Here is an 18914-nt window from a genome sequence, read left to right as displayed (position 1 = left end):
CTGCTGACGCTCGAGATCCTGTAGCAGCTGTCGAGTGAAACGAGGCTGCGACCTTTTGATCTGCCGCTTGGGACTCAAGTGGATCTGAAAAGATCGCAGCCTCGTTTCACTCGACAGCTGCTACAACCCGGCCTGCCAGTCAGCGCCGGGTTTTTTTGCGCCTGCCATTTACCTCGCGTCATGCCCCTAAAAGCAGTACAGTTTTGGCTGACACAGCACTGTACGGTCGACTATTGTGGCAACTGTCCCAGTACACTTCTAAACTGTTCCGGTATTGTTTCACACAAGAATAAAATGCCCGTGAAATCGAGTGCTGCGTCATGACCAATCTCTTGCTCTACCAACGTATTGCTCAGCAACTGGCCGAAGACATCCGCCGAGGCGTCTATCAACCCGGGGAGCGCGTGCCTTCGGTGCGCAAGATGAGCTCACAGCTCAACGTCAGCCACGCGACGGTGTTGCAGGCATACGCCAACCTCGAGGATCAGGGGCTGATCCGCGCCCGGCCGCAGTCGGGTTACTACGTGCACCAGACCCCGGCCCTGACCGCGCCGACACCGGACATCGCCCGGGTCGAACGTCCCGGTCTGGTCACTCGCAGCAGCATCATTCAACAAGTCCTGGTCGAATCCCGCCGCGAAGGTGTTTTCCCTTTGGGCGCGGCCGTGCCGAGCGTTGATTATCTGCCGGTGCGGGCGCTGCATCAGCAACTGGCCAAAGTCACCCGTTTCCATAGCCCGCGGGCGTTCAGCTACATGTTCAGCCCCGGCTTCGAGCCATTGCGCCGTCAGGTTGCGATTCGCATGCGCGATGCCGGCGTAGTGGTCGATCCGTCGGAAGTGGTGATTACCCACGGCTGCGTCGATGCCTTGCAGATGTCGCTGCGGGTGCTGACCCGGCCGGGCGACCTGATCGCCGCCGAGTCACCGACTTATTACGGTTTGCTGCAACTGGCCGACCTGCTGGGCCTCAAAGTCATCGAGATCCCGAGCGACCCGGCGACCGGCATGAGCCTCGAAGCCCTGCAATTGGCAGCCAACCAGTGGTCGATCAAGGCGCTAGTGCTCACCACTCGTTTGAGCAATCCGCTGGGCGGCACCATGCCTGAAGAGCGGCAAAAGCAACTGCTGCGTCTGGCCTCGGATTTTGATATCCAGATTGTTGAAGACGATATCTACGGCGAGTTGATGTTTGAGCAGGGGCGCACCAAGTCGCTCAAAGCCTATGATCGGCTGGACCGGGTGATCTACTGCTCCAGTTTCTCCAAAACCCTGTCGCCGGGCGTGCGGATCGGCTGGATGATTGCCGGCAAGTACCAGCAGGAAATCCAGCGTTTGCAGACCTTCAGTACTCATTCGGCTTGCAGCGTCACACAAATGGGCATTGCGGCCTATCTGGAGAATGGTGGTTACGACCGGCATTTGCGCTACATCCGTCAGGAGTACCGCAAGAATCTCAGCGCTTTTCAGCTGGCCGTGCAGCAATACTTCCCGGAAGGCACGCAGATGACCCGGCCGACCGGCGGCTTCATTCTTTGGGTCAGTCTGCCGGGGCGGGTCAACACTCAGGAGCTGCACGTTCGTGCGTTGCAGCAGGGCATCAGTATCGCGCCGGGGCTGATTTTCAGTAACACCGAGCAGTTCAATCACTGCATTCGGCTGAACTGCGGTACACCCTGGAACCGTGAAGCCGAGCGTGCGTTGATGACCCTGGGTATGCTGGCCACCCAGCTCTGTCAGGAGATGGCCGGCGGCCTCTGACGGTGCGGGCAGGTTATTCCTGTCCGTGCTTGTCATGTAGCCTGCAACAAGCGAGCATATGGCCTCCTGCCGTTGCACCGTTGGGTCCATGAAATCGATTTTCCCCACCGTCTGGCTTTCGATCTGCCTGCTGATGACCTTCCAGGCCGAAGGCGTGATGGCGGCTTCGGTTCAGGAAAAGCCGGCAGCCAGCACCGCCTCGAAAAAACCGGCGCCCGCCAAAAAAGCCGCGCCGGTCAAAAAGAAAGCGGCCCCGGTGAAAAAACGACCGCCGATTGCCTCCAAGTCAAAAACCGCCAGTGAAGTCGTGAAAACCAAGCTTCCATCGGTCGACTTGGATTTGAGCCTGCCCGAGGACATGGCCGAGGAGCTGAAACCGATCGGTACGGTCCCGTTGGCGCGGCACGATACGGTGTTGCCGCAAATGTTCGGTGACAAGGCCGGCAGCTCTCCGTTTCAGCTCAACGGAAGGCTGATCAGCAACGAAATGCAGTTACAACTGCGCAACGAAGAGCGCCATGAAGTCGAAGGCGCAGCGCTGGAATTCGAGTTCAAGCGCTAATTCCCTCCCATCTGTGACCCGCTGGCCAGACGCTTTGTCGGAGACTGGTCAGTCACGCTCGTTTGAGCGAAAAAACCCGGGTCCAGGTAATTTTAAACAAGCGTTTTAGCGGTTACTCTGTGCCACTTCCATCAACACATCGCCCGTCGCGAGGAGCTCGTCGTCATGAAATGCCGTGAAGGCTGTGGCGCCTGTTGTATTGCCCCTTCCATCAGTTCACCGATTCCCGGCATGCCCAAGGGCAAAGCCGCCGGAGAACGTTGCGTACAACTCTCTGTCGAAAACCTGTGCAATATTTTCGGAAAACCGGAACGTCCTGCAGTGTGTTCGGCGTTCGAAGCCGACATCGAAGTCTGCGGAAGCAGCAATGACGAAGCGATCAAGTTGCTGGGGTGGTGGGAGCAAATGACGGCTGCGTGATGTGTTCGACGAACGGAACTTCAACAATAAGGAATAAGATTATGGGTTCGCTGCAACGTTTGGCTGTGCTGTGTGGTTTGACGGTAATGCTCGCCACCACGGCTGCTCAGGCCGAAGACTGGAAAGTCGCCAAGGAACAGGACGGCATCAAGATCTCCTTGAGCGAGGTGGCCGGCTCCGATTACAAGGCCTACCGTGGTGTCTCGCTGATGAAGACCACCATGGCCAAACTGCGCGCATTGCAGGAAGACGTGTCAGGGGCCTGCGCCTGGATTCACGAATGCAAGACCCAGAAATTGCTCAAGCACGAAGGTGATCAGAGCTGGACTTACACCCAGTTCAATACGCCTTGGCCGGTCACCGCGCGTGACTCGGTGCTGCATGTCACCACGGTCGAGGGTGCCGATGGCAGTCTGACCCGTAAGCTCGAAGGTGTGCCGAAGTACATTCCTGAGGAAAAAGGCTTTGTGCGGGTGACCAAGGTCGACGGTTTCTGGAAGTTCGTGCCCAAGGGTGACCAGATTGAAGTGACTTATCAGGTGCACACCGAACCGGGCGGTAGCATACCGTCGATGGTGGCCAACAAGTTTGTGGTCGATGCACCGTTCAATACCTTGAAAGCCCTGAAAGAACGCGCCGAGAGATAAATTCGGTTTTGATGGGGGCATATCCGTTTCTGCGGTAACGGCGACTGGCGGTTTCGCTTTTACAGCGAGTCACTTGGAGAAGCGCCGATGGAAGTAGTCACAGGTTGACGGACAGGCTCAGGGCGTGAGGGGGCGTGCAGCGCAAAACCAAGAGCGAGGCGGTCTGCCGGCCGGCCTGGCTTCAAGTGAACGCATTTCCCTGTAGGAGCTGACGAGCGAAGCGAGGCTGCGATCTTTTGATCTTTTGATCTTGCCGTTGCCGTTGCTTTGCTTTGGCTTCAGATCTGCCGCCCCTTTCCCAGAGGCCGAACGCAGGCGTTGCGCAGGGGGCACCGCGGCAAGGATGCCGCGGTAGCCGCCCCCGGCCCAGAGTGTGTAAAAACGCTTAGTCAAAATTGAGGTCTGCGCTTCTATGTGAAATCTGAAGTTTATCGGCTGGTTGGCAGACCTAGATTTTTCGTAGATGCGTGATTTTCAGCCCTGATTTTGGCGCCAATCTCGCTGAAAAACGTTTTTACACACTCTGGGCCATGGATGGCCGATGGCGGCGGGCCCCCGGAGCAATGCCGGAGTGAGGGCATGCCGAGCCTAAGCGAGGCACCGAATGGCGGGGCAAAAGCGTTTGGTTAATTTGGGCTTTTCAAAGTGACTCGCTGTAAAAGCGAAACCGCCAGCGGCCGTTACCGAAGAAACGGATATGCCCCCGATCAAAGAGCAGCCATTACCGAAGAAATGGATATGCCCCCCGAACTAACGGGCATCAAGAGCAGGGGCCTGTATTTTGTTTCCGGATATCGCGTTGCACGAAATTTTCACAAAGTCTCCAAGACAATCCGCCCGCGCCAAACATGCGGGGCAGTAATCAATGGCAATGCCGCGGATGATCGTGCAACATTTGCGCACCGCGCAAGCCCCGGGGCCGAGTACTGGCCAACAGAGGGCAAGGCGCCGCTGTATTTTTGAAACTTCAACTTCCAATGGGTCCTAAAACGACATGGCAATCCCGGACGCCCTGAATCAGCAGCGAGCTTCAAGTCGCCTGCTGCAACCGACCGTCAAATCGCATCTGGCCTACACGTTGCTGTGTGCCTTGGTCATGATGGTCATGTTCAGCCTGCTGCGCGTCGCGCTGCTGGTCTACAACAGCTCGATGATCCTCGATACCCCGGCTTCGACCTTCCTCGAAGCGTTCGCCAACGGCCTGCGTTTCGACCTGCGTCTGGTGGTCTACCTCAGCATTCCGCTGGTGCTGGCACTGTTCAGCACCCGGGCCATGGCCGCACGCGGGTTCTTCCGTTTCTGGTTGACCATTGCCTCGAGCATCGCGCTGTTCCTCGGCCTGATGGAGATGGATTTCTATCGCGAGTTTCACCAGCGCCTCAACGGCCTGGTCTTCCAGTATGTGAAGGAAGACCCGAAAACCGTCATGAGCATGCTCTGGTACGGTTTCCCGGTGGTGCGCTACCTGCTGGCCTGGGCCGTGGGCACGTTGATCCTGACACTGGCGTTCAAGGGCGCCGACCGCGCCACCCGTCCACGTGGTCCATTCAGCGGCGGCAGCATCGGTACGCGCCAGATCGCCCCGTGGTATTCGCGCATCGCGGTGTTCGTGATCTGCCTGCTGGTCTGTGTGGTCGCCGCTCGCGGCACCCTGCGTCAGGGCCCGCCAATGCGTTGGGGTGACGTCTATACCACCGACTCGAACTTCGCCAACCAGCTGGGCCTTAACGGCACGTTGTCGCTGGTAGAAGCGGCCAAGAGCCGGATGTCCGAAGATCGCGACAACATTTGGAAGGCCACCCTGCCACAGCCTGAAGCGCAGAAAGTGGTGCGTGACATGCTGGTGATGGCGGACGACAAGCTGGTGGATAGCGAAACCGCAGCCGTGCGTCGCGATTACACGCCGCCGGCCGACAAGACCCTGCCGATCAAGAACGTCGTCGTGATCCTGATGGAAAGCATGGCCGGTCACTCGGTGGGAGCCTTGGGTGCACCGGGCAACATCACGCCGTACCTCGACAAACTGTCGAAGGAAGGCCTGATGTTCGATCGCTTCTTCTCCAACGGCACCCATACCCACCAGGGTATGTTCGCCACCATGGCGTGCTTCCCCAACCTGCCGGGTTTCGAATACCTGATGCAGACCCCGGAAGGCGGCCACAAGTTGTCCGGCCTGCCGCAATTGCTCAGCGCCCGTGACTACGACGACGTGTACGTCTATAACGGCGACTTCGCCTGGGATAACCAGTCGGGTTTCTTCAGTAACCAGGGCATGACCAACTTCATTGGTCGTAACGACTTCGTGAATCCGGTGTTCTCCGATCCGACCTGGGGAGTGTCCGACCAGGACATGTTCGACCGTGGTCTGGTAGAGCTCAAGGCGCGGGAAAACGGCAAGCCGTTCTATGCGTTGCTGCAAACCCTGTCCAACCACACGCCATACGCCTTGCCGACCCCATTGCCGGTCGAGCGCGTGACTGACCGCGGTAGCCTGAACGAGCATTTGACGGCCATGCGCTACGCGGACTGGGCGTTGGGCCAGTTCTTTGAAAAAGCCCGAAAGGAGCCGTATTTCAAGGAAACCCTGTTTGTGATCGTCGGCGACCACGGTTTTGGCAACGAGCGTCAGATCACCGAAATGGACCTGGGGCGCTTCAACGTGCCGATGCTGATGATCGCACCGGGCATCCAGGAGAAGTTCGGCCAGCGTGACCATACCGTGGGCACGCAGATCGACATCGTGCCGACCATCATGGGCCGCATTGGTGGCGAAGTGCGTCATCAGTGCTGGGGGCGTGACCTGCTCAACTTGCCTGAAGGCGACACTGGTTTTGGCGTGATCAAGCCATCGGGTAGCGAGCAGACCACCGCCATCATCACGGCTGATCAGATTCTGGTTCTGCCGAAGGAAAAGGAAATGGCGCCGAAGATGTACCAGTACGAACTGGGCGCGACGCCTCACGCCGAGATCGTTACTGATGCGCCGCGTACCGCTGAGCTGAAGCTCAAGCTCGAAGCGTTCCTGCAAACGGCGACCAAGAGCCTGATCGACAACACCGCCGGTGTGGTTGACGGCAAGCCGGACTAAGTCTTGACGCAATAAAAAAGAGGCCCTTCAAAAGGGCCTCTTTTTTTGCCGGTTAAACCTTCATATCTTGCCGAGCAACAGCAGGATCAACAGCACCACCAACACGACGCCGATGATACCCGACGGGCCATAACCCCAACTTCTGGAGTGCGGGAACACTGGTAAACCACCAATCAGCAAGAGGATCAGGATTACGATAAGAATTGTGCCCATGTCTATTTCCTTGTTGGAAGTGTTCTGGAGTACCTGGCGTTTAACTGTCAGCCGGGATGCTATAAAACCAGGCTGCTTACAAAATCCGACTGTCGCTCATGAAAGAAAATTCCAAGTTTTTTTAATGTTTTTCGAAGAAAGGCTTATTTCGTTTTTTATTACTCTAGTTGGTTCAGACGCTCCCGCGGTTTGCTCGGGCCATTCAGCAATCTGATGGAGCGTGGGTCGGGCATTGTCCTTCGCTACACTCGATGCATCTTCCCCGGAACTACAAGGCTGTTTGCTATGCAAAATCGCATGATGATCACTGGCGCGGGCTCAGGCTTAGGTCGCGAAATCGCGCTGCGCTGGGCGCGTGAAGGCTGGCAGCTGGCCTTGTCGGATGTCAGCGAACCCGGTCTGCAGGAAACCCTCAAGCTGGTTCGCGAAGCCGGTGGCGATGGTTTTATCCAGCGTTGCGACGTGCGCGATTACAGCCAGCTGACCGCCTTCGCTCAGGCTTGCGAAGAGAAACTCGGTGGCATCGATGTCATCGTCAATAACGCCGGTGTTGCCTCGGGCGGGTTCTTCAATGAACTGTCCCTGGAAGACTGGGACTGGCAGATCGCGATCAACCTGATGGGCGTGGTCAAGGGCTGCAAGGCCTTCCTGCCGCTGCTGGAAAAAAGCAAAGGCAAGATCATCAACATCGCGTCGATGGCAGCCCTGATGCAAGGCCCGGCCATGAGCAACTACAACGTCGCCAAGGCTGGCGTGGTGGCATTGTCCGAAAGTCTGCTGATCGAACTGGCGCAGCAGGAAGTTGGCGTGCATGTGGTGTGCCCGTCGTTCTTCCAGACCAACCTGCTGGACTCCTTCCGTGGCCCGACGCCGGCGATGAAAGCCCAGGTCGGCAAGTTGCTGGAAAGCTCGCCGATCACCGCTGCCGACATTGCCGATTACATCTATCAACACGTTGCCGCCGGCGAATTCATGATTCTGCCGCACGAGCAGGGCCGCATGGCCTGGGCGCTCAAGCAGAAGAACCCGCAACTGCTCTACGACGAAATGACCGTCATGGCCGACAAAATGCGCGCCAAGGCCAAACAATCCGCAGGCTGAGCTTGCCCGTGCACAACACCGTCGTTAGGGTGGCCGCAATCGGTCATCCTCGTGAGACGTTTGCATGCTCAATTACCTGTGGTTTTTCCTTGCCGCGCTGTTTGAAATCGCCGGGTGCTTTGCCTTCTGGATGTGGCTGCGCCAGGGGAAAAGCGCTTGGTGGGTCGTGCCGGCTCTGCTCAGCCTGACCTTGTTCGCGCTGCTGCTGACCCGCATCGAAGCGACCTATGCCGGTCGCGCCTACGCCGCTTACGGTGGTATCTACATCATCGCGTCGATTGGTTGGCTGGCGGTGGTCGAGCGGATTCGTCCGCTGGGCTCGGACTGGATCGGTGTGGCGATGTGTATGATCGGGGCGAGCATCATCCTTTTCGGGCCGCGTTTCTCCGCCTCCTGAAGGATCGGTCCTTCAATCAATAGGTTTGTCAGACGTTTCCTTAGGACGCGTTCGACCTGCGCTGTAGGGCGGGACTGATTGTCTGTCAGCGCATTGAAGAGCCGCTGCACGCGGGGCATCTTCAGGGTCCGAAAACCTTGAAGGATGAATGTCATGCTTGTACTCAGTCGCGTTGTGGGCGAATTGATTTCCATCGGTGACGACATTTCCGTGCGCATTGTCGCGGTCAACGGCAACACTGTGCGCTTCGGTGTCGAAGCGCCGCAGAACGTCAGCGTGCACCGGGCAGAGGTCTACGACCGCATCCAGGCCAAACGGGCAAAAAACAAAGGGCGCTGAAGGCGTCAGTCGAACAGATGCTTGGGCACATCATGCTTGAGCATCAACTGGCATTGCTCGCTGTCCGGATCGAAGACAATCAGCGCCTGGCCCTTGGTCAATGCCTGGCGAACCCGCAGAACACGGGTTTCCAGCGGCGTGTCATCACCGTTGTCCGTACCGTCACGAGTTACGAAATCCTCGATCAGGCGGGTGAGGGTATCGACTTCAAGTTGGTCGTAGGGAATCAGCATGGGCACCTCGGCTAAACAATGTCGCGATGCTACGGAGGTTGAGCTCACAGGACCAGTAGGAGCTGCCGCAGGCTGCGATCTTTTGATTCTCAGCGATGCAACTGACGCCAAAGATCAAAAGATCGCAGCCTGCGGCAGCTCCTACGGTTTTGCGTTCGCTTTAGCTATCCGAGCGCTGCCCCACCAAACTGTCCACCGACGGCACCCGCGTGTCGCTTTCCATCTGCGTGTCATGTTCGATCTGATGACTGAACCGGTCGAGTGAGCCCTTGGCCGGTTGTGCATCGCTGGCAAACACTGGCGGGCTGAGGATGTAGGCGCCGAGCAGGCGGCTGAGGGCGGCAAGGCTGTCGATGTGGGTGCGTTCGTAGCCGTGAGTGGCGTCGCAGCCGAAGGCGAGCAGGGCGGTGCGAATGTCGTGCCCGGCAGTGACCGCCGAATGGGCATCGCTGAAGTAGTAGCGGAACAGGTCGCGGCGCACCGGCAACTCGTTGTCACTGGCCAGGCGCAGCAGATGCCGCGACAGGTGATAGTCATAAGGTCCGCCGGAATCCTGCATCGCCACGCTCACGGCATGTTCACTGGAGTGCTGGCCCGGAGCGACCGGGGCAATGTCGATGCCGACGAATTCGCTGACGTCCCACGGTAATGCGGCGGCCGCGCCACTGCCGGTTTCCTCGGTAATGGTGAACAGTGGATGGCAGTCGATCATCAGCTCTTCGCCGCTGTCGACGATCGCTTTCATGGCGGCCAGCAGGGCTGCGACACCGGCCTTGTCGTCGAGGTGACGGGCGCTGATGTGGCCGCTTTCAGTGAACTCCGGTAACGGGTCGAAGGCGACGAAATCACCGACGCTGATCCCCAGAGAATCGCAATCGGCGCGAGTAGCGCAATAGGCGTCCAGGCGCAGTTCGACGTGATCCCAACTGATCGGCATTTCATCCACGGCGGTATTGAACGCATGCCCGGACGCCATCAGCGGCAGTACGCTGCCACGGATCACGCCGTTGTCGGTAAACAGGCTGACCCGGCTACCCTCGGCAAAACGGCTGGACCAGCAACCGACAGGGGCCAGGGTCAGACGACCGTTGTCCTTGATCGCGCGAACCGCCGCGCCGATGGTGTCGAGGTGGGCGGAGACCGCACGGTCGGGGCTGTTCTTCTTGCCCTTGAGGGTGGCACGGATGGTGCCGCGGCGGGTCATCTCAAAGGGAATGCCCAGCTCTTCAAGCCGCTCGGCGACATAGCGCACGATGGTGTCGGTGAACCCGGTCGGGCTGGGGATGGCGAGCATTTCCAGCAGGACTTTTTGAAGGTAGTTCAGATCCGGTTCCGGAATTTTGCTGGTCATGGAAACTCCTGATGAGTTAAGCGCATCGATGGTTTCGATGAGGAGAAGAGATTGGGTGCCTGACCTGACGCCTTCGCGAGCAGGCTCGCTCCCACAGTGAAATGCGGTCAGCTGTGGGAGCGAGCCTGCTCGCGAAGGCGCCAGTCCAGGCTCTACATCATTAAGAAACAGCCGGCTGACTATGCGGAAACAACAAGTCCACAAACCGCTCGGCCGTCGGCTGCGGTTCATGGTTGGCCAACCCGGCACGCTCATTGGCTTCGATAAACACATAGTCCGGTTGATCGGCGGCAGGCACCATCAGGTCGAGCCCGACCATCGGAATATCCAGCGCCCGCGCCGCCCGCACCGCCGCATCCACCAACGTCGGGTGCAGGATCGCCGTCACATCCTCAAGAATGCCGCCGGTATGAAGATTCGCCGTACGCCGTACGAACAGATGCTCACCGGCCGGCAGAATGCTGCTGTAGTCATGACCCGCCGCGTGCAAGGTGCGTTCGGTTTCATGATCCAGAGGGATTTTGCTTTCACCGCTGGTAGCCGCCTGACGCCGCCGACTCTGAGCTTCGATCAGCTCACCGATGGAATGCTGGCCATCGCCCACCACTTCTGCCGGTCGGCGAATGGCCGCGGCGACCACCTCAAAACCGATCACCACAATTCGCAAATCTAGGCCATCGTGAAAGCTCTCCAGCAGCACTCGACTGTCGAACTGGCGGGCGGATTCGATGGCTTGCTGGACCTCTTCGATGGTCCGCAGATCCACCGCGACGCCTTGGCCCTGCTCGCCATCCAGCGGTTTGACCACCACGCGTTCGTGCTCGTCGAGAAACGCCAGATTGTCATCGGCATTGCCGGCCAGTTGCTGCGCCGGCAGGTTCAAACCAGCGGCCTTGAGCGCTTTGTGCGTCAGGCTTTTGTCCTGGCACAACGTCATGCTGATGGCGCTGGTCAGGTCACTCAGTGACTCACGGCAACGGACACGCCGACTGCCATGCACCAAGGTGAACAGACCGGCCTCGGCGTCATCGACCTGTACTTCGATGCCGCGCCGATGGGCTTCATCGACGATGATCCGCGCATACGGGTTGAATTCGGCTTCGGGACCGGGGCCCAGAAACAGCGACTGATTGATCCCGTTCTTGCGCTTGATCGCGAAGGTCGACAGGTTACGAAACCCGAGCTTGGCGTAAAGACTTTTCGCCTGGCGGTTGTCGTGTAGTACTGACAAATCCAGGTAACTCAGCCCACGGCTCATGAAGTGCTCGATCAAATGCCGCACCAGCACTTCACCGACACCTGGTCGCGAACGGTGCGGATCGACTGCCAGGCACCACAGGCTACTGCCGTTCTCTGGGTCGTTGAACGCCTTGTGATGATTGAGGCCCATGACACTGCCGATGATCGCGCCGCTGTCTTCATCTTCGGCCAGCCAGTAGACGGGGCCACCCTGATGGCGCGGGGTCAGCAGACTCGCGTCGATCGGCAACATGCCGCGTAACTGATACAGCTGATTAATCGCCTGCCAGTCCGCGTCGCCCTGGGCCCTGCGAATGCGAAAACCGCGAAACACCCGAGTGGACTGGCGGTAATCACTGAACCACAGGCGCAAGGTGTCGGACGGGTCGAGAAACAATTGGGCCGGCTCCAACCCCAGCACTTGCTGAGGCGCAGCCACGTACAGGGCGATGTCGCGTTCACCGGTCTGCTCGTTGAGCAGCTCTTGGGCCAGGCTCGCCGCATCCGGAAAGGTATGGCCGATCAGCAACCGGCCCCAACCGCAATGCACGGCTATCGGTGCGGCGCCCAATTCGCTGCCGTCTTCGGCCAGACGCGCCTGCAAGCGTTCGTATGAGGGCGCCTGACCGCGCAACAAGCGTTGGCTGTAGGCCGTGGCGTGGGGTTTCATCGATCAGATTCCTTGTTCACTGAGCCACAGGTTCAGCGCCGCCAATTGCCACAGCTTGGAGCCGCGCAACGGAGTCAACTGGCCCTGCGGATCGGTCAGCAGGCGGTCGAGCATCTCTGGCTTGAACAGGCCGCGATCCTGACTCGGATCAAGCAGCAGCTCGCGCACCCAGTTCAACGTATCACCCTGCAAGTGCTTGAGACCAGGGACCGGGAAATAGCCTTTTTTGCGATCGATTACTTCACTCGGAATGACCAGCCGCGCGGCTTCTTTCAAGACTTGCTTGCCGCCATCCGGCAGTTTGAATTTGCCCGGCACGCGCGCCGACAATTCCACCAGGCGGTAGTCGAGGAACGGCGTGCGCGCTTCCAGGCCCCAGGCCATGGTCATGTTGTCGACGCGTTTGACCGGGTCGTCCACCAGCATGATCGTGCTGTCCAGACGCAGGGCCTTGTCCACCGCCGCATCGGCGCCGGGCTGTGCGAAATGTTCTTTGACGAAGTCACCAGCGGCGTCATTCGCTGTCAGCCATTTCGGCTGCACAGTGGCGGCGTAGTCGTCGTAGCTACGGTCGAAAAACGCATCGCGATAGGCCGCGTACGGATCGGCGGCACCGTCGACTTGTGGGTACCAGTGATAACCGGCGAACAACTCGTCGGCACCCTGGCCGCTTTGCACCACCTTGCAATGCTTGGCCACTTCACGGGACAGCAGATAGAACGCAATGCAGTCATGACTGACCATCGGTTCGCTCATGGCACGGAACGCCGCAGGCAGTTGCTCGATGATCTCTTTTTCGTCAATGCGCAGTTGGTGATGCTGCGTGCCGTAGTGCTTGGCGATCAGGTCCGAATACTGGAATTCATCGCCGCGCTCGCCACCGGCATCCTGGAAACCGATGGAGAAGGTCGACAGGTTTTCAACACCGACTTCACGCAACAGACCGACCAGCATGCTCGAATCAACACCGCCCGAAAGCAGCACACCCACATCGACCGCCGCACGTTGACGGATCGCCACCGCGTCACGGGTGCTGTCGAGTACACGGTCACGCCAGTCTTCCAGTGTCAGATTCATCTCGTCGGCGTGTGGGCCGTAGGGCAGGGTCCACCAGGTTTTCTGCTCGGTGGTGCCATCCGCTTCGATGCGCATCCAGGTCGCTGGCGGCAGCTTTTCGATACCGGCCAGCAAGGTGCGCGGCGCCGGGACCACGGCGTGGAAATTCAGATAATGATTGAGTGCCACCGGATCGAGGATCGGGTTGATGTCGCCGCCCTTGAGCAGCGCCGGCAGTGCCGAGGCAAAGCGCAAGCGCTGACCGGTGCGCGACAGGTACAGCGGCTTCACGCCGAGACGGTCGCGGGCGATGAACAGGCGCTTGGCGTCGCGTTCCCAGATGGCGAAGGCGAACATGCCATTGAGCTTTGGCAGCAGCGCTTCGCCCCAGGCGTGATAGCCCTTGAGCAGCACTTCGGTGTCACCACCGGAATAGAAGGCATAACCGAGGCTTTCAAGCTCGGTGCGCAGTTCCGGAAAGTTGTAGATCGCGCCATTGAAGGCCAGTGACAAGCCCAATTGATTGTCGACCATCGGCTGTGCCGAGCCGTCCGACAGGTCCATGATTTTCAGGCGACGATGGCCAAGGGCAATCGGCCCCTGGCTGTGAAAGCCCCACGCGTCAGGGCCGCGTGGTGCCAGGTGATGGGTGATTCGTTCAACGGCTGCAAGGTCCGCAGGTTGATGATCAAAGCGTAACTCGCCAGCTAATCCGCACATAAAGTCCTTACCGGTTTTTCCGTTGGGGAGGGTCAATCGATACCTCGCCAAAAACGACGGGTACTCAGAAACTGACCCGCCTCGGTAGTGGGAGTTTTAGATCGATAAGTTATAAACAGAAATTGCCGGACGAATGGCAGGCAGGGCAGAAATGCGCAGTGCAGTGGTGGTAATTAATGATGTGATGCATAGGAGTTGTTGCTTGGATGCGCGCCACTCCGATCCGGAATTCGAATTATTAATTGCCTGTCGAGCTTCATAGACTGAGCGCCTCCTAACGCAATAAGGATATTGCTCATGCTGGCTACAACTTCGAAGGCCGCCCCCGCGGCGGAGCCAATGACACCCGCGCAACGTCTCGCGGCTTTGTTGGAACACACCGGTGATCTGGACAAGGCTGAAGTGTTGCAAACGTCTATTCCAGAATGGTTGGCGACTCCGGGTCTGAAGGTGGTGCAGGCTCTGAGAACCGCCTTCGAGCAGTCTTTTCTTGTTCAAGGCAAGGTCACAACGGCGCTGAAAAAGCTCAAGCCGTTGGACGAGTTCTGCCAAGAGCAGCTGACCACCTTCCTCAAGGGCAAATGGAGGACCGATTTCGACGTCGCGCGGGACACGCTGGACATCACAAAAAAAACATACTCGTCAACAGGACTTGCTCCGTTCGGCTCCCTGGCTAAAGAAACCACCACCTCACGCAGCCTGCTCCACGCGGCCATGGAAAACTTCACCGTTGAAGAAGCGAAGGGCGGCGCAACTCCGGTGGAGTCAGTGATACGGATCGACGCGAAGGCCCAATCAGGAACTGAAATAACCACCGAAAAGTTCGCAACGCTCTGTCGTGAACTCGACCTGGGTGCCCGCTATCAACGCCATATCAGCGAGGCCCTGGCATTGCCGGCAAAACCCAATAAAGGAGTGCCTGTCGATGATCGGGCTTCCACAGCTGACATCCGGCGATTGAAGGTGCTGGACATGCAAGTGGCCCTCCCTATTGCCTACCTGAAAAAGGACATCACCCAGGCCACTTATACGATGCTGTTGAGTGTGCTCGAACAGGATGTCCCTGCAGCTCAAACCAAGGACGCACGGTTTGATGGCGGGCCGGTGCTTTGGCAAGGCCTGACGATTCATGACGCCTGCATCTGTGGGGTATTGGTATTTACCAAGGCCTCCATCGAGAACGAGCCTAAGGCCAAGTGCGTGGTTTACATGCCGAACGAACCCCGACGGCCGCTGTTCGAATACGCCTCGCTGGAGGAGTTCAAGGTCTACCTCACGCTCAAATTGCAAAGTACAAGCTACAGAAAGTTTTTCGTCGAGCAGTACCTCCACGGCCACGAAAAAACCGATTTTTTTACCGGGTTTGATAAGGGCAGGACCCTGGGTACGCTCACCGCCTCTCCCGCCGACACCTGTCTTGCCGATTTTTTCTTCAGTACGTTTGTCAGCAAGACTCAACAAGACGCGCGAATCCTTGCTGTCCCGACCCAAGACGTCGATGAGCAACAGCGGGAAAAAACCATTCAGCTATTGGTGAATGGAGGTCTTGTGCTGTTGAACGCGGCCTCTTTTTTCGTGCCTGTGATCGGCCAACTGATGCTGGTGGTGGCCGTAGTCGACATTGTCAGCGAGGTGTATGAAGGTGCGGTTGACTGGACACATGGCGAGCGAACCGAGGCGTTGTCCCATTTGCTGAACGTTGTGGAAAACGTCGCGCAAATGGCGGCATTTGCGGCGGGCGGCAACATTTTTTCAGCCGTCAGCAGAAGCGTGAAAGAGCAGGTGGCTTTCTACGACGGATTCGAGGCCGTCACCCGCACTGATGGCAAAACAAGATTATGGAAACCCGACCTCGAACCCTATAAACAGACCTCGACACTGCCAGCCGACGTGCAACCTGATTCGCAAGGGCTCTACCGGCATGCCGGACTGACGTCGATCGTCATGGATGGGGCGCCCTATCGAGTCACTCGCAACACTGAGGGGGCGGCATGGACCATCAATCATCCTGTCCGAACGGACGCATTCCAGCCGGCCATCGAACGAAACGTGGAAGGTGGCTGGCGGCATGTCTATGAGCACGCACACGAGTGGCACGATGCCGGGTATGCGTTGGGACGCTCGGATCAGCGCCTGAGCCATCTCGGCATTGATCTGGAACCTTTTGCCGAAATCACCGAATTATCGACCGACAAGTTGCACCATATGCATGAAAGCAATCTCAAGTTGCCGCAGCGGCTGAACGACTGTGTAGAGCGCTTTAAACTCGACCAGTCCATCACCGATAGGGTCGCGGCCATGGAGCGCGGAGAGACGGCGAATACCGACTTTCTTCAGGAGCAACTGCATACACTGCCGAGGCTGCCCGGCTGGCCGAAGGAGCGCTTCATTGAAGTACGCGACGAGAACGACCTAGTCGTGTCCCGCTTCCCCGAAACAGCACCCCACAACGATGACATCAACAGCGTGCACGTCAGTCAGACGCAACTGGCTTCGGGACAATTGCTCGATACCGTCATCAGTGGCCTCTATCTGAAAGAAGTCGAGGGCATCATCGGTAGCACGACGACTGAATCGAAATCGCAGCTGTTGGCAAAGAAGATTGCGGCAAGTCTCAAGAGCAATCACCAGCCGCTGCGTGAGTGGCTCTATAAAACCTATGACGGCACCGCCACCGGTGACGTTGCGACGTTGCGTGAACACGCCGCTGACCTTCCCATCCGCGTGTGTCAGGAGTTGCTGGATAATGCCTCTGGCAGGGATCGCATTTTTCTCCGTGACCGCAAAATCCTTGGCATTGATCTCGCCCGGCAGGTCAGTGAGGCGCAGGCCGCGATCAGGCAGGACCGTGCACTCACGGGGTTGCATTTCCCGCAACTGGCCAATGCCGACACCGACACACTGGCGCTCGGGCTGATGGATCGGGTGCAAGGCTGGAATGACGGCTATCGACTTGAAGTACGACAGGGATCAGCGACCGGCACCTTGCTGGACAGCGTGGGCGAGGCTGATGCGCTGTCGCCCGGGGTCATCGTCAAGACACCCTCCGGCTATCAGGTCACCCAAAGCACTGGCAATGTGTCTTCCTATCTGACGAGCGAAACGCTGCTTCAGTCGATGCTTGATGCATTGCCCGCCACCCGACGCATCGGCATGGGCTTCACTGGCAACGATGCGTTGGATGTCCCGACGTTGCGATCACGACTGTCGCGGGCCGCCACCGGCGATCGGGCGCGTACCGGACGGCTGTTACGAGGTGAACACAGTGAAGCACCGAAACACCTTTCTGCCTGTGTCCAGGCGGATCCTCCCGCTGCGAGTTCTTATTCAAGGGGTTTGATTCGTAAAGTCAAAAAGCTCTTTCCGCTGTTCACGGATGCCCAGGTCTCGTCGTTTCTTGATGAGGCCGGCAGTACTCAGACGTTGCGGGTGAATCGAATCAAGGAACTGGAGCAGCAACTGAAGACACTGCGCGGGGTGCTGCGAACCTGGCGCGAGGATGAGGTGCAAATGAAGACGCTGCCGGGGCAACTCAACGATATCCGTGTCAACCGTCGTCAGGTGGCCAATGCCATCGAAAACTGCTGGCGTCGGGTAGCGCATCCGCGATGGCCGCAAAATCAGCCTTTTACCGCGCTAACGCTCCAGCGTAACCCAGCGGGGCCATTGCCGACGCTGACCGAGCAGGATGTCGCCCACGTGCGCTACCTCTCGATCAAGGACATGCAGGCCGGAGATGAGCTGGCGTATTTCCTCAAACCGTTCAAAGGACTGGTCAGTCTGGAACTGGACCGCAATCAACTCACACGATTGCCTGAGGCACTGTCGCACATGCCCAACCTTGAGCACTTGAGCCTGGGCGGTAATCAGATAGCGCTGACCGAATACACGTTGCGCAAGCTGGCCGAGATGCGCAACCTGCGCACGCTGGGGCTCAGCGGCAATCGGTTGGGTGCCACGATTGATGTCAGCAAAATGTCTGGTCTGCGGTCCCTGTTCCTGAGCGATACCCACGCCACGGAAATGCCCGTGGGGCTTGCTCGTTTGCCGAATCTGGACATGGTGGACCTGCGAGGTAATGAAATTCGGGAGTTGCCAGGCTGGCTGTTCCAGACCCCTCGAAACTTCGCCGAAGCGATCAACCTGCGGCACAACCCGATATCCACGGCGAGCCGTGCGAAGCTGGAAACGTACCGTGACAGTACGGGCATCGGGATGGGGCTGCTGGACAATAAAACCGTGATGCTCAATGAGCAAAGGGCCCGAGACCTGTGGATGTCAAAAACGGTTGAAGAGACCTATGCCAGTCGTAATCGTGCCTGGGTGGCGCTGAAGAACGAACCCGGTTCGACTGGATTTTTTGAATTGTTGGCAGACGTTGGAAGCGCGGCGGACACCCGCTTTGTGCGCGAAGACATGACCCGGCGAGTCTGGAGTGTGATTGAGGCGACTGAGGCTGACTCGGCGTTGCGCGATCAATTGCTGTCGATGGCGGTGAAAACCCATTGCGCTGATTCTGCGGCGACGATTTTCAGCAACCTTGAGGTGGCAGTGGATATCGATACCGTGGTTCGACAATCCGCCAACGCCCATGATCAGGCCGCTCGGCTGTTAAGTCTTGGGCGACGCTTGTTCCGCCAGGATTACCTCGCCGGGATTGCCCGGCAACAGGCCAATGCCGATCCCAAGCTTGATCCGGTAGAGGTGGAACTGGCCTATCGCACCGGCCTGGCCGACAGACTCGAACTTGTCGGTCAGCCCCGGCATATGCGTTATGCATCGCTTGGTGGTGTAACACCCAAGGAGCTGAATGATGCTTACAACAAGGTCCTCACCGCAGAACTCTCACCCGAATTGTCGACTTACATCAGTGGCCGCTCGTTCTGGATCGACTTTTTGCGTCAGCATCATGGCAAACAGTTCACCGACCTTGCTGCGCCTTTTCACACGCGGATGCAGACGGCCTTTGAAAGTCAGGAGACGCTTGGTGCGAAATATCTCACACAGGTCGACGGCATCGCCGATGAACTGAAGAGGGCTGAGGCCGGTTTGTTGACGCGTCTGACCGAGGCGGCCATGAAGGCTGACGAGTCAATGACTTGCTTTCCGTTCGATTGA

At 58.3% G+C, this 18914-nt stretch carries 14 protein-coding genes; 9 read left to right on the top strand and 5 right to left on the bottom strand.

What is annotated here, in order from left to right; genetic code table 11:
- The first annotated feature begins 320 nt into the window (after positions 1-320).
- The 5 genes from ACYZTX_RS22635 to ACYZTX_RS22615 all read left to right on the top strand — a co-directional run bounded on the left by ACYZTX_RS22635 (position 321) and on the right by ACYZTX_RS22615 (position 6477).
- The gene (locus ACYZTX_RS22635) at positions 321-1760 is read left to right on the top strand and encodes an aminotransferase-like domain-containing protein (RefSeq protein ID WP_462035926.1); all 1440 of its coding nucleotides are present in this window, start codon (positions 321-323) and stop codon (positions 1758-1760) included.
- A gap of 88 nt (positions 1761-1848) precedes the next feature.
- Positions 1849-2322: a translation initiation factor 2 gene (locus ACYZTX_RS22630; RefSeq protein WP_462035925.1), complete on the top strand. Its 474-nt coding sequence runs from the start codon at positions 1849-1851 to the stop codon at positions 2320-2322.
- Between the two features lie 165 nt (positions 2323-2487).
- A complete protein-coding gene (locus ACYZTX_RS22625) occupies positions 2488-2742 on the top strand; it encodes a YkgJ family cysteine cluster protein (RefSeq protein WP_462035924.1) in 255 nt (84 codons plus the stop codon).
- A 41-nt stretch (positions 2743-2783) separates the two neighbouring features.
- On the top strand, positions 2784-3389 hold the full coding sequence (locus ACYZTX_RS22620; RefSeq protein ID WP_462035923.1) for an START domain-containing protein: 606 nt from the start codon (positions 2784-2786) through the stop codon (positions 3387-3389).
- Between the two features lie 994 nt (positions 3390-4383).
- Positions 4384-6477, top strand: a complete 2094-nt coding sequence (locus ACYZTX_RS22615) for an LTA synthase family protein (protein ID WP_462035922.1) — start codon at positions 4384-4386, stop codon at positions 6475-6477.
- A 60-nt stretch (positions 6478-6537) separates the two neighbouring features.
- Here ACYZTX_RS22615 and ACYZTX_RS22610 read toward each other — a convergent pair whose 3' ends face one another.
- Positions 6538-6696, bottom strand: coding sequence for a DUF3309 family protein (locus ACYZTX_RS22610; protein WP_172901242.1), 159 nt, complete (start codon positions 6694-6696; stop codon positions 6538-6540).
- Between the two features lie 279 nt (positions 6697-6975).
- Here ACYZTX_RS22610 and ACYZTX_RS22605 point away from each other — a divergent pair, with 279 nt between their 5' ends.
- The 3 genes from ACYZTX_RS22605 to csrA all read left to right on the top strand — a co-directional run bounded on the left by ACYZTX_RS22605 (position 6976) and on the right by csrA (position 8527).
- The gene (locus ACYZTX_RS22605) at positions 6976-7791 is read left to right on the top strand and encodes an SDR family oxidoreductase (protein WP_462035921.1); all 816 of its coding nucleotides are present in this window, start codon (positions 6976-6978) and stop codon (positions 7789-7791) included.
- A 64-nt stretch (positions 7792-7855) separates the two neighbouring features.
- Entirely contained in the window at positions 7856-8188 is a 333-nt protein-coding gene (locus ACYZTX_RS22600) for a YnfA family protein (protein WP_462035920.1), read from the top strand.
- 153 nt (positions 8189-8341) lie between these two features.
- Positions 8342-8527 carry a carbon storage regulator CsrA gene (csrA, locus tag ACYZTX_RS22595; protein ID WP_282481278.1) on the top strand — a complete coding sequence of 62 codons (186 nt, stop codon included), beginning with the start codon at positions 8342-8344 and terminating at the stop codon, positions 8525-8527.
- A 5-nt stretch (positions 8528-8532) separates the two neighbouring features.
- On the opposite strand, the gene ACYZTX_RS22590 is transcribed toward csrA, so the two are convergent.
- The 4 genes from ACYZTX_RS22590 to ACYZTX_RS22575 all read right to left on the bottom strand — a co-directional run bounded on the left by ACYZTX_RS22590 (position 8533) and on the right by ACYZTX_RS22575 (position 13796).
- Complete coding sequence (locus ACYZTX_RS22590) at positions 8533-8760, bottom strand: YheU family protein (RefSeq protein ID WP_010461751.1); 228 nt, start codon at positions 8758-8760, stop codon at positions 8533-8535.
- Positions 8761-8920: 160 nt separating this feature from the next.
- Positions 8921-10111, bottom strand: coding sequence for an osmoprotectant NAGGN system M42 family peptidase (locus ACYZTX_RS22585; protein ID WP_462035919.1), 1191 nt, complete (start codon positions 10109-10111; stop codon positions 8921-8923).
- 160 nt (positions 10112-10271) lie between these two features.
- Complete coding sequence (gene ngg, locus ACYZTX_RS22580; RefSeq protein ID WP_462035918.1) at positions 10272-12020, bottom strand: N-acetylglutaminylglutamine synthetase; 1749 nt, start codon at positions 12018-12020, stop codon at positions 10272-10274.
- 3 nt (positions 12021-12023) lie between these two features.
- On the bottom strand, positions 12024-13796 hold the full coding sequence (locus ACYZTX_RS22575) for an N-acetylglutaminylglutamine amidotransferase (protein WP_462035917.1): 1773 nt from the start codon (positions 13794-13796) through the stop codon (positions 12024-12026).
- A 369-nt stretch (positions 13797-14165) separates the two neighbouring features.
- Here ACYZTX_RS22575 and ACYZTX_RS22570 point away from each other — a divergent pair, with 369 nt between their 5' ends.
- A complete protein-coding gene (locus ACYZTX_RS22570; RefSeq protein ID WP_462035916.1) occupies positions 14166-18914 on the top strand; it encodes an NEL-type E3 ubiquitin ligase domain-containing protein in 4749 nt (1582 codons plus the stop codon).

The sequence above is a fragment of the Pseudomonas sp. MDT1-17 genome, assembly GCF_054898105.1.
The sequence above is the reverse complement of the archived record's forward strand: the minus strand, read 5'-3'. Positions and strand labels throughout refer to the sequence as shown.

What these genes read in the sequence shown, in the direction of transcription:
- ACYZTX_RS22635 (WP_462035926.1), top strand. Translation starts at nt 321, where the DNA reads ATGACCAATCTCTTGCTCTACCAACGTATTGCTCAGCAACTGGCCGAA.
- ACYZTX_RS22630 (WP_462035925.1), top strand. Translation starts at nt 1,849, where the DNA reads ATGAAATCGATTTTCCCCACCGTCTGGCTTTCGATCTGCCTGCTGATG.
- ACYZTX_RS22625 (WP_462035924.1), top strand. Translation starts at nt 2,488, where the DNA reads ATGAAATGCCGTGAAGGCTGTGGCGCCTGTTGTATTGCCCCTTCCATC.
- ACYZTX_RS22620 (WP_462035923.1), top strand. Translation starts at nt 2,784, where the DNA reads ATGGGTTCGCTGCAACGTTTGGCTGTGCTGTGTGGTTTGACGGTAATG.
- ACYZTX_RS22615 (WP_462035922.1), top strand. Translation starts at nt 4,384, where the DNA reads ATGGCAATCCCGGACGCCCTGAATCAGCAGCGAGCTTCAAGTCGCCTG.
- ACYZTX_RS22605 (WP_462035921.1), top strand. Translation starts at nt 6,976, where the DNA reads ATGCAAAATCGCATGATGATCACTGGCGCGGGCTCAGGCTTAGGTCGC.
- ACYZTX_RS22600 (WP_462035920.1), top strand. Translation starts at nt 7,856, where the DNA reads ATGCTCAATTACCTGTGGTTTTTCCTTGCCGCGCTGTTTGAAATCGCC.
- csrA (WP_282481278.1), top strand. Translation starts at nt 8,342, where the DNA reads ATGCTTGTACTCAGTCGCGTTGTGGGCGAATTGATTTCCATCGGTGAC.
- ACYZTX_RS22590 (WP_010461751.1), bottom strand. Translation starts at nt 8,760, where the DNA reads ATGCTGATTCCCTACGACCAACTTGAAGTCGATACCCTCACCCGCCTG.
- ACYZTX_RS22585 (WP_462035919.1), bottom strand. Translation starts at nt 10,111, where the DNA reads ATGACCAGCAAAATTCCGGAACCGGATCTGAACTACCTTCAAAAAGTC.
- ngg (WP_462035918.1), bottom strand. Translation starts at nt 12,020, where the DNA reads ATGAAACCCCACGCCACGGCCTACAGCCAACGCTTGTTGCGCGGTCAG.
- ACYZTX_RS22575 (WP_462035917.1), bottom strand. Translation starts at nt 13,796, where the DNA reads ATGTGCGGATTAGCTGGCGAGTTACGCTTTGATCATCAACCTGCGGAC.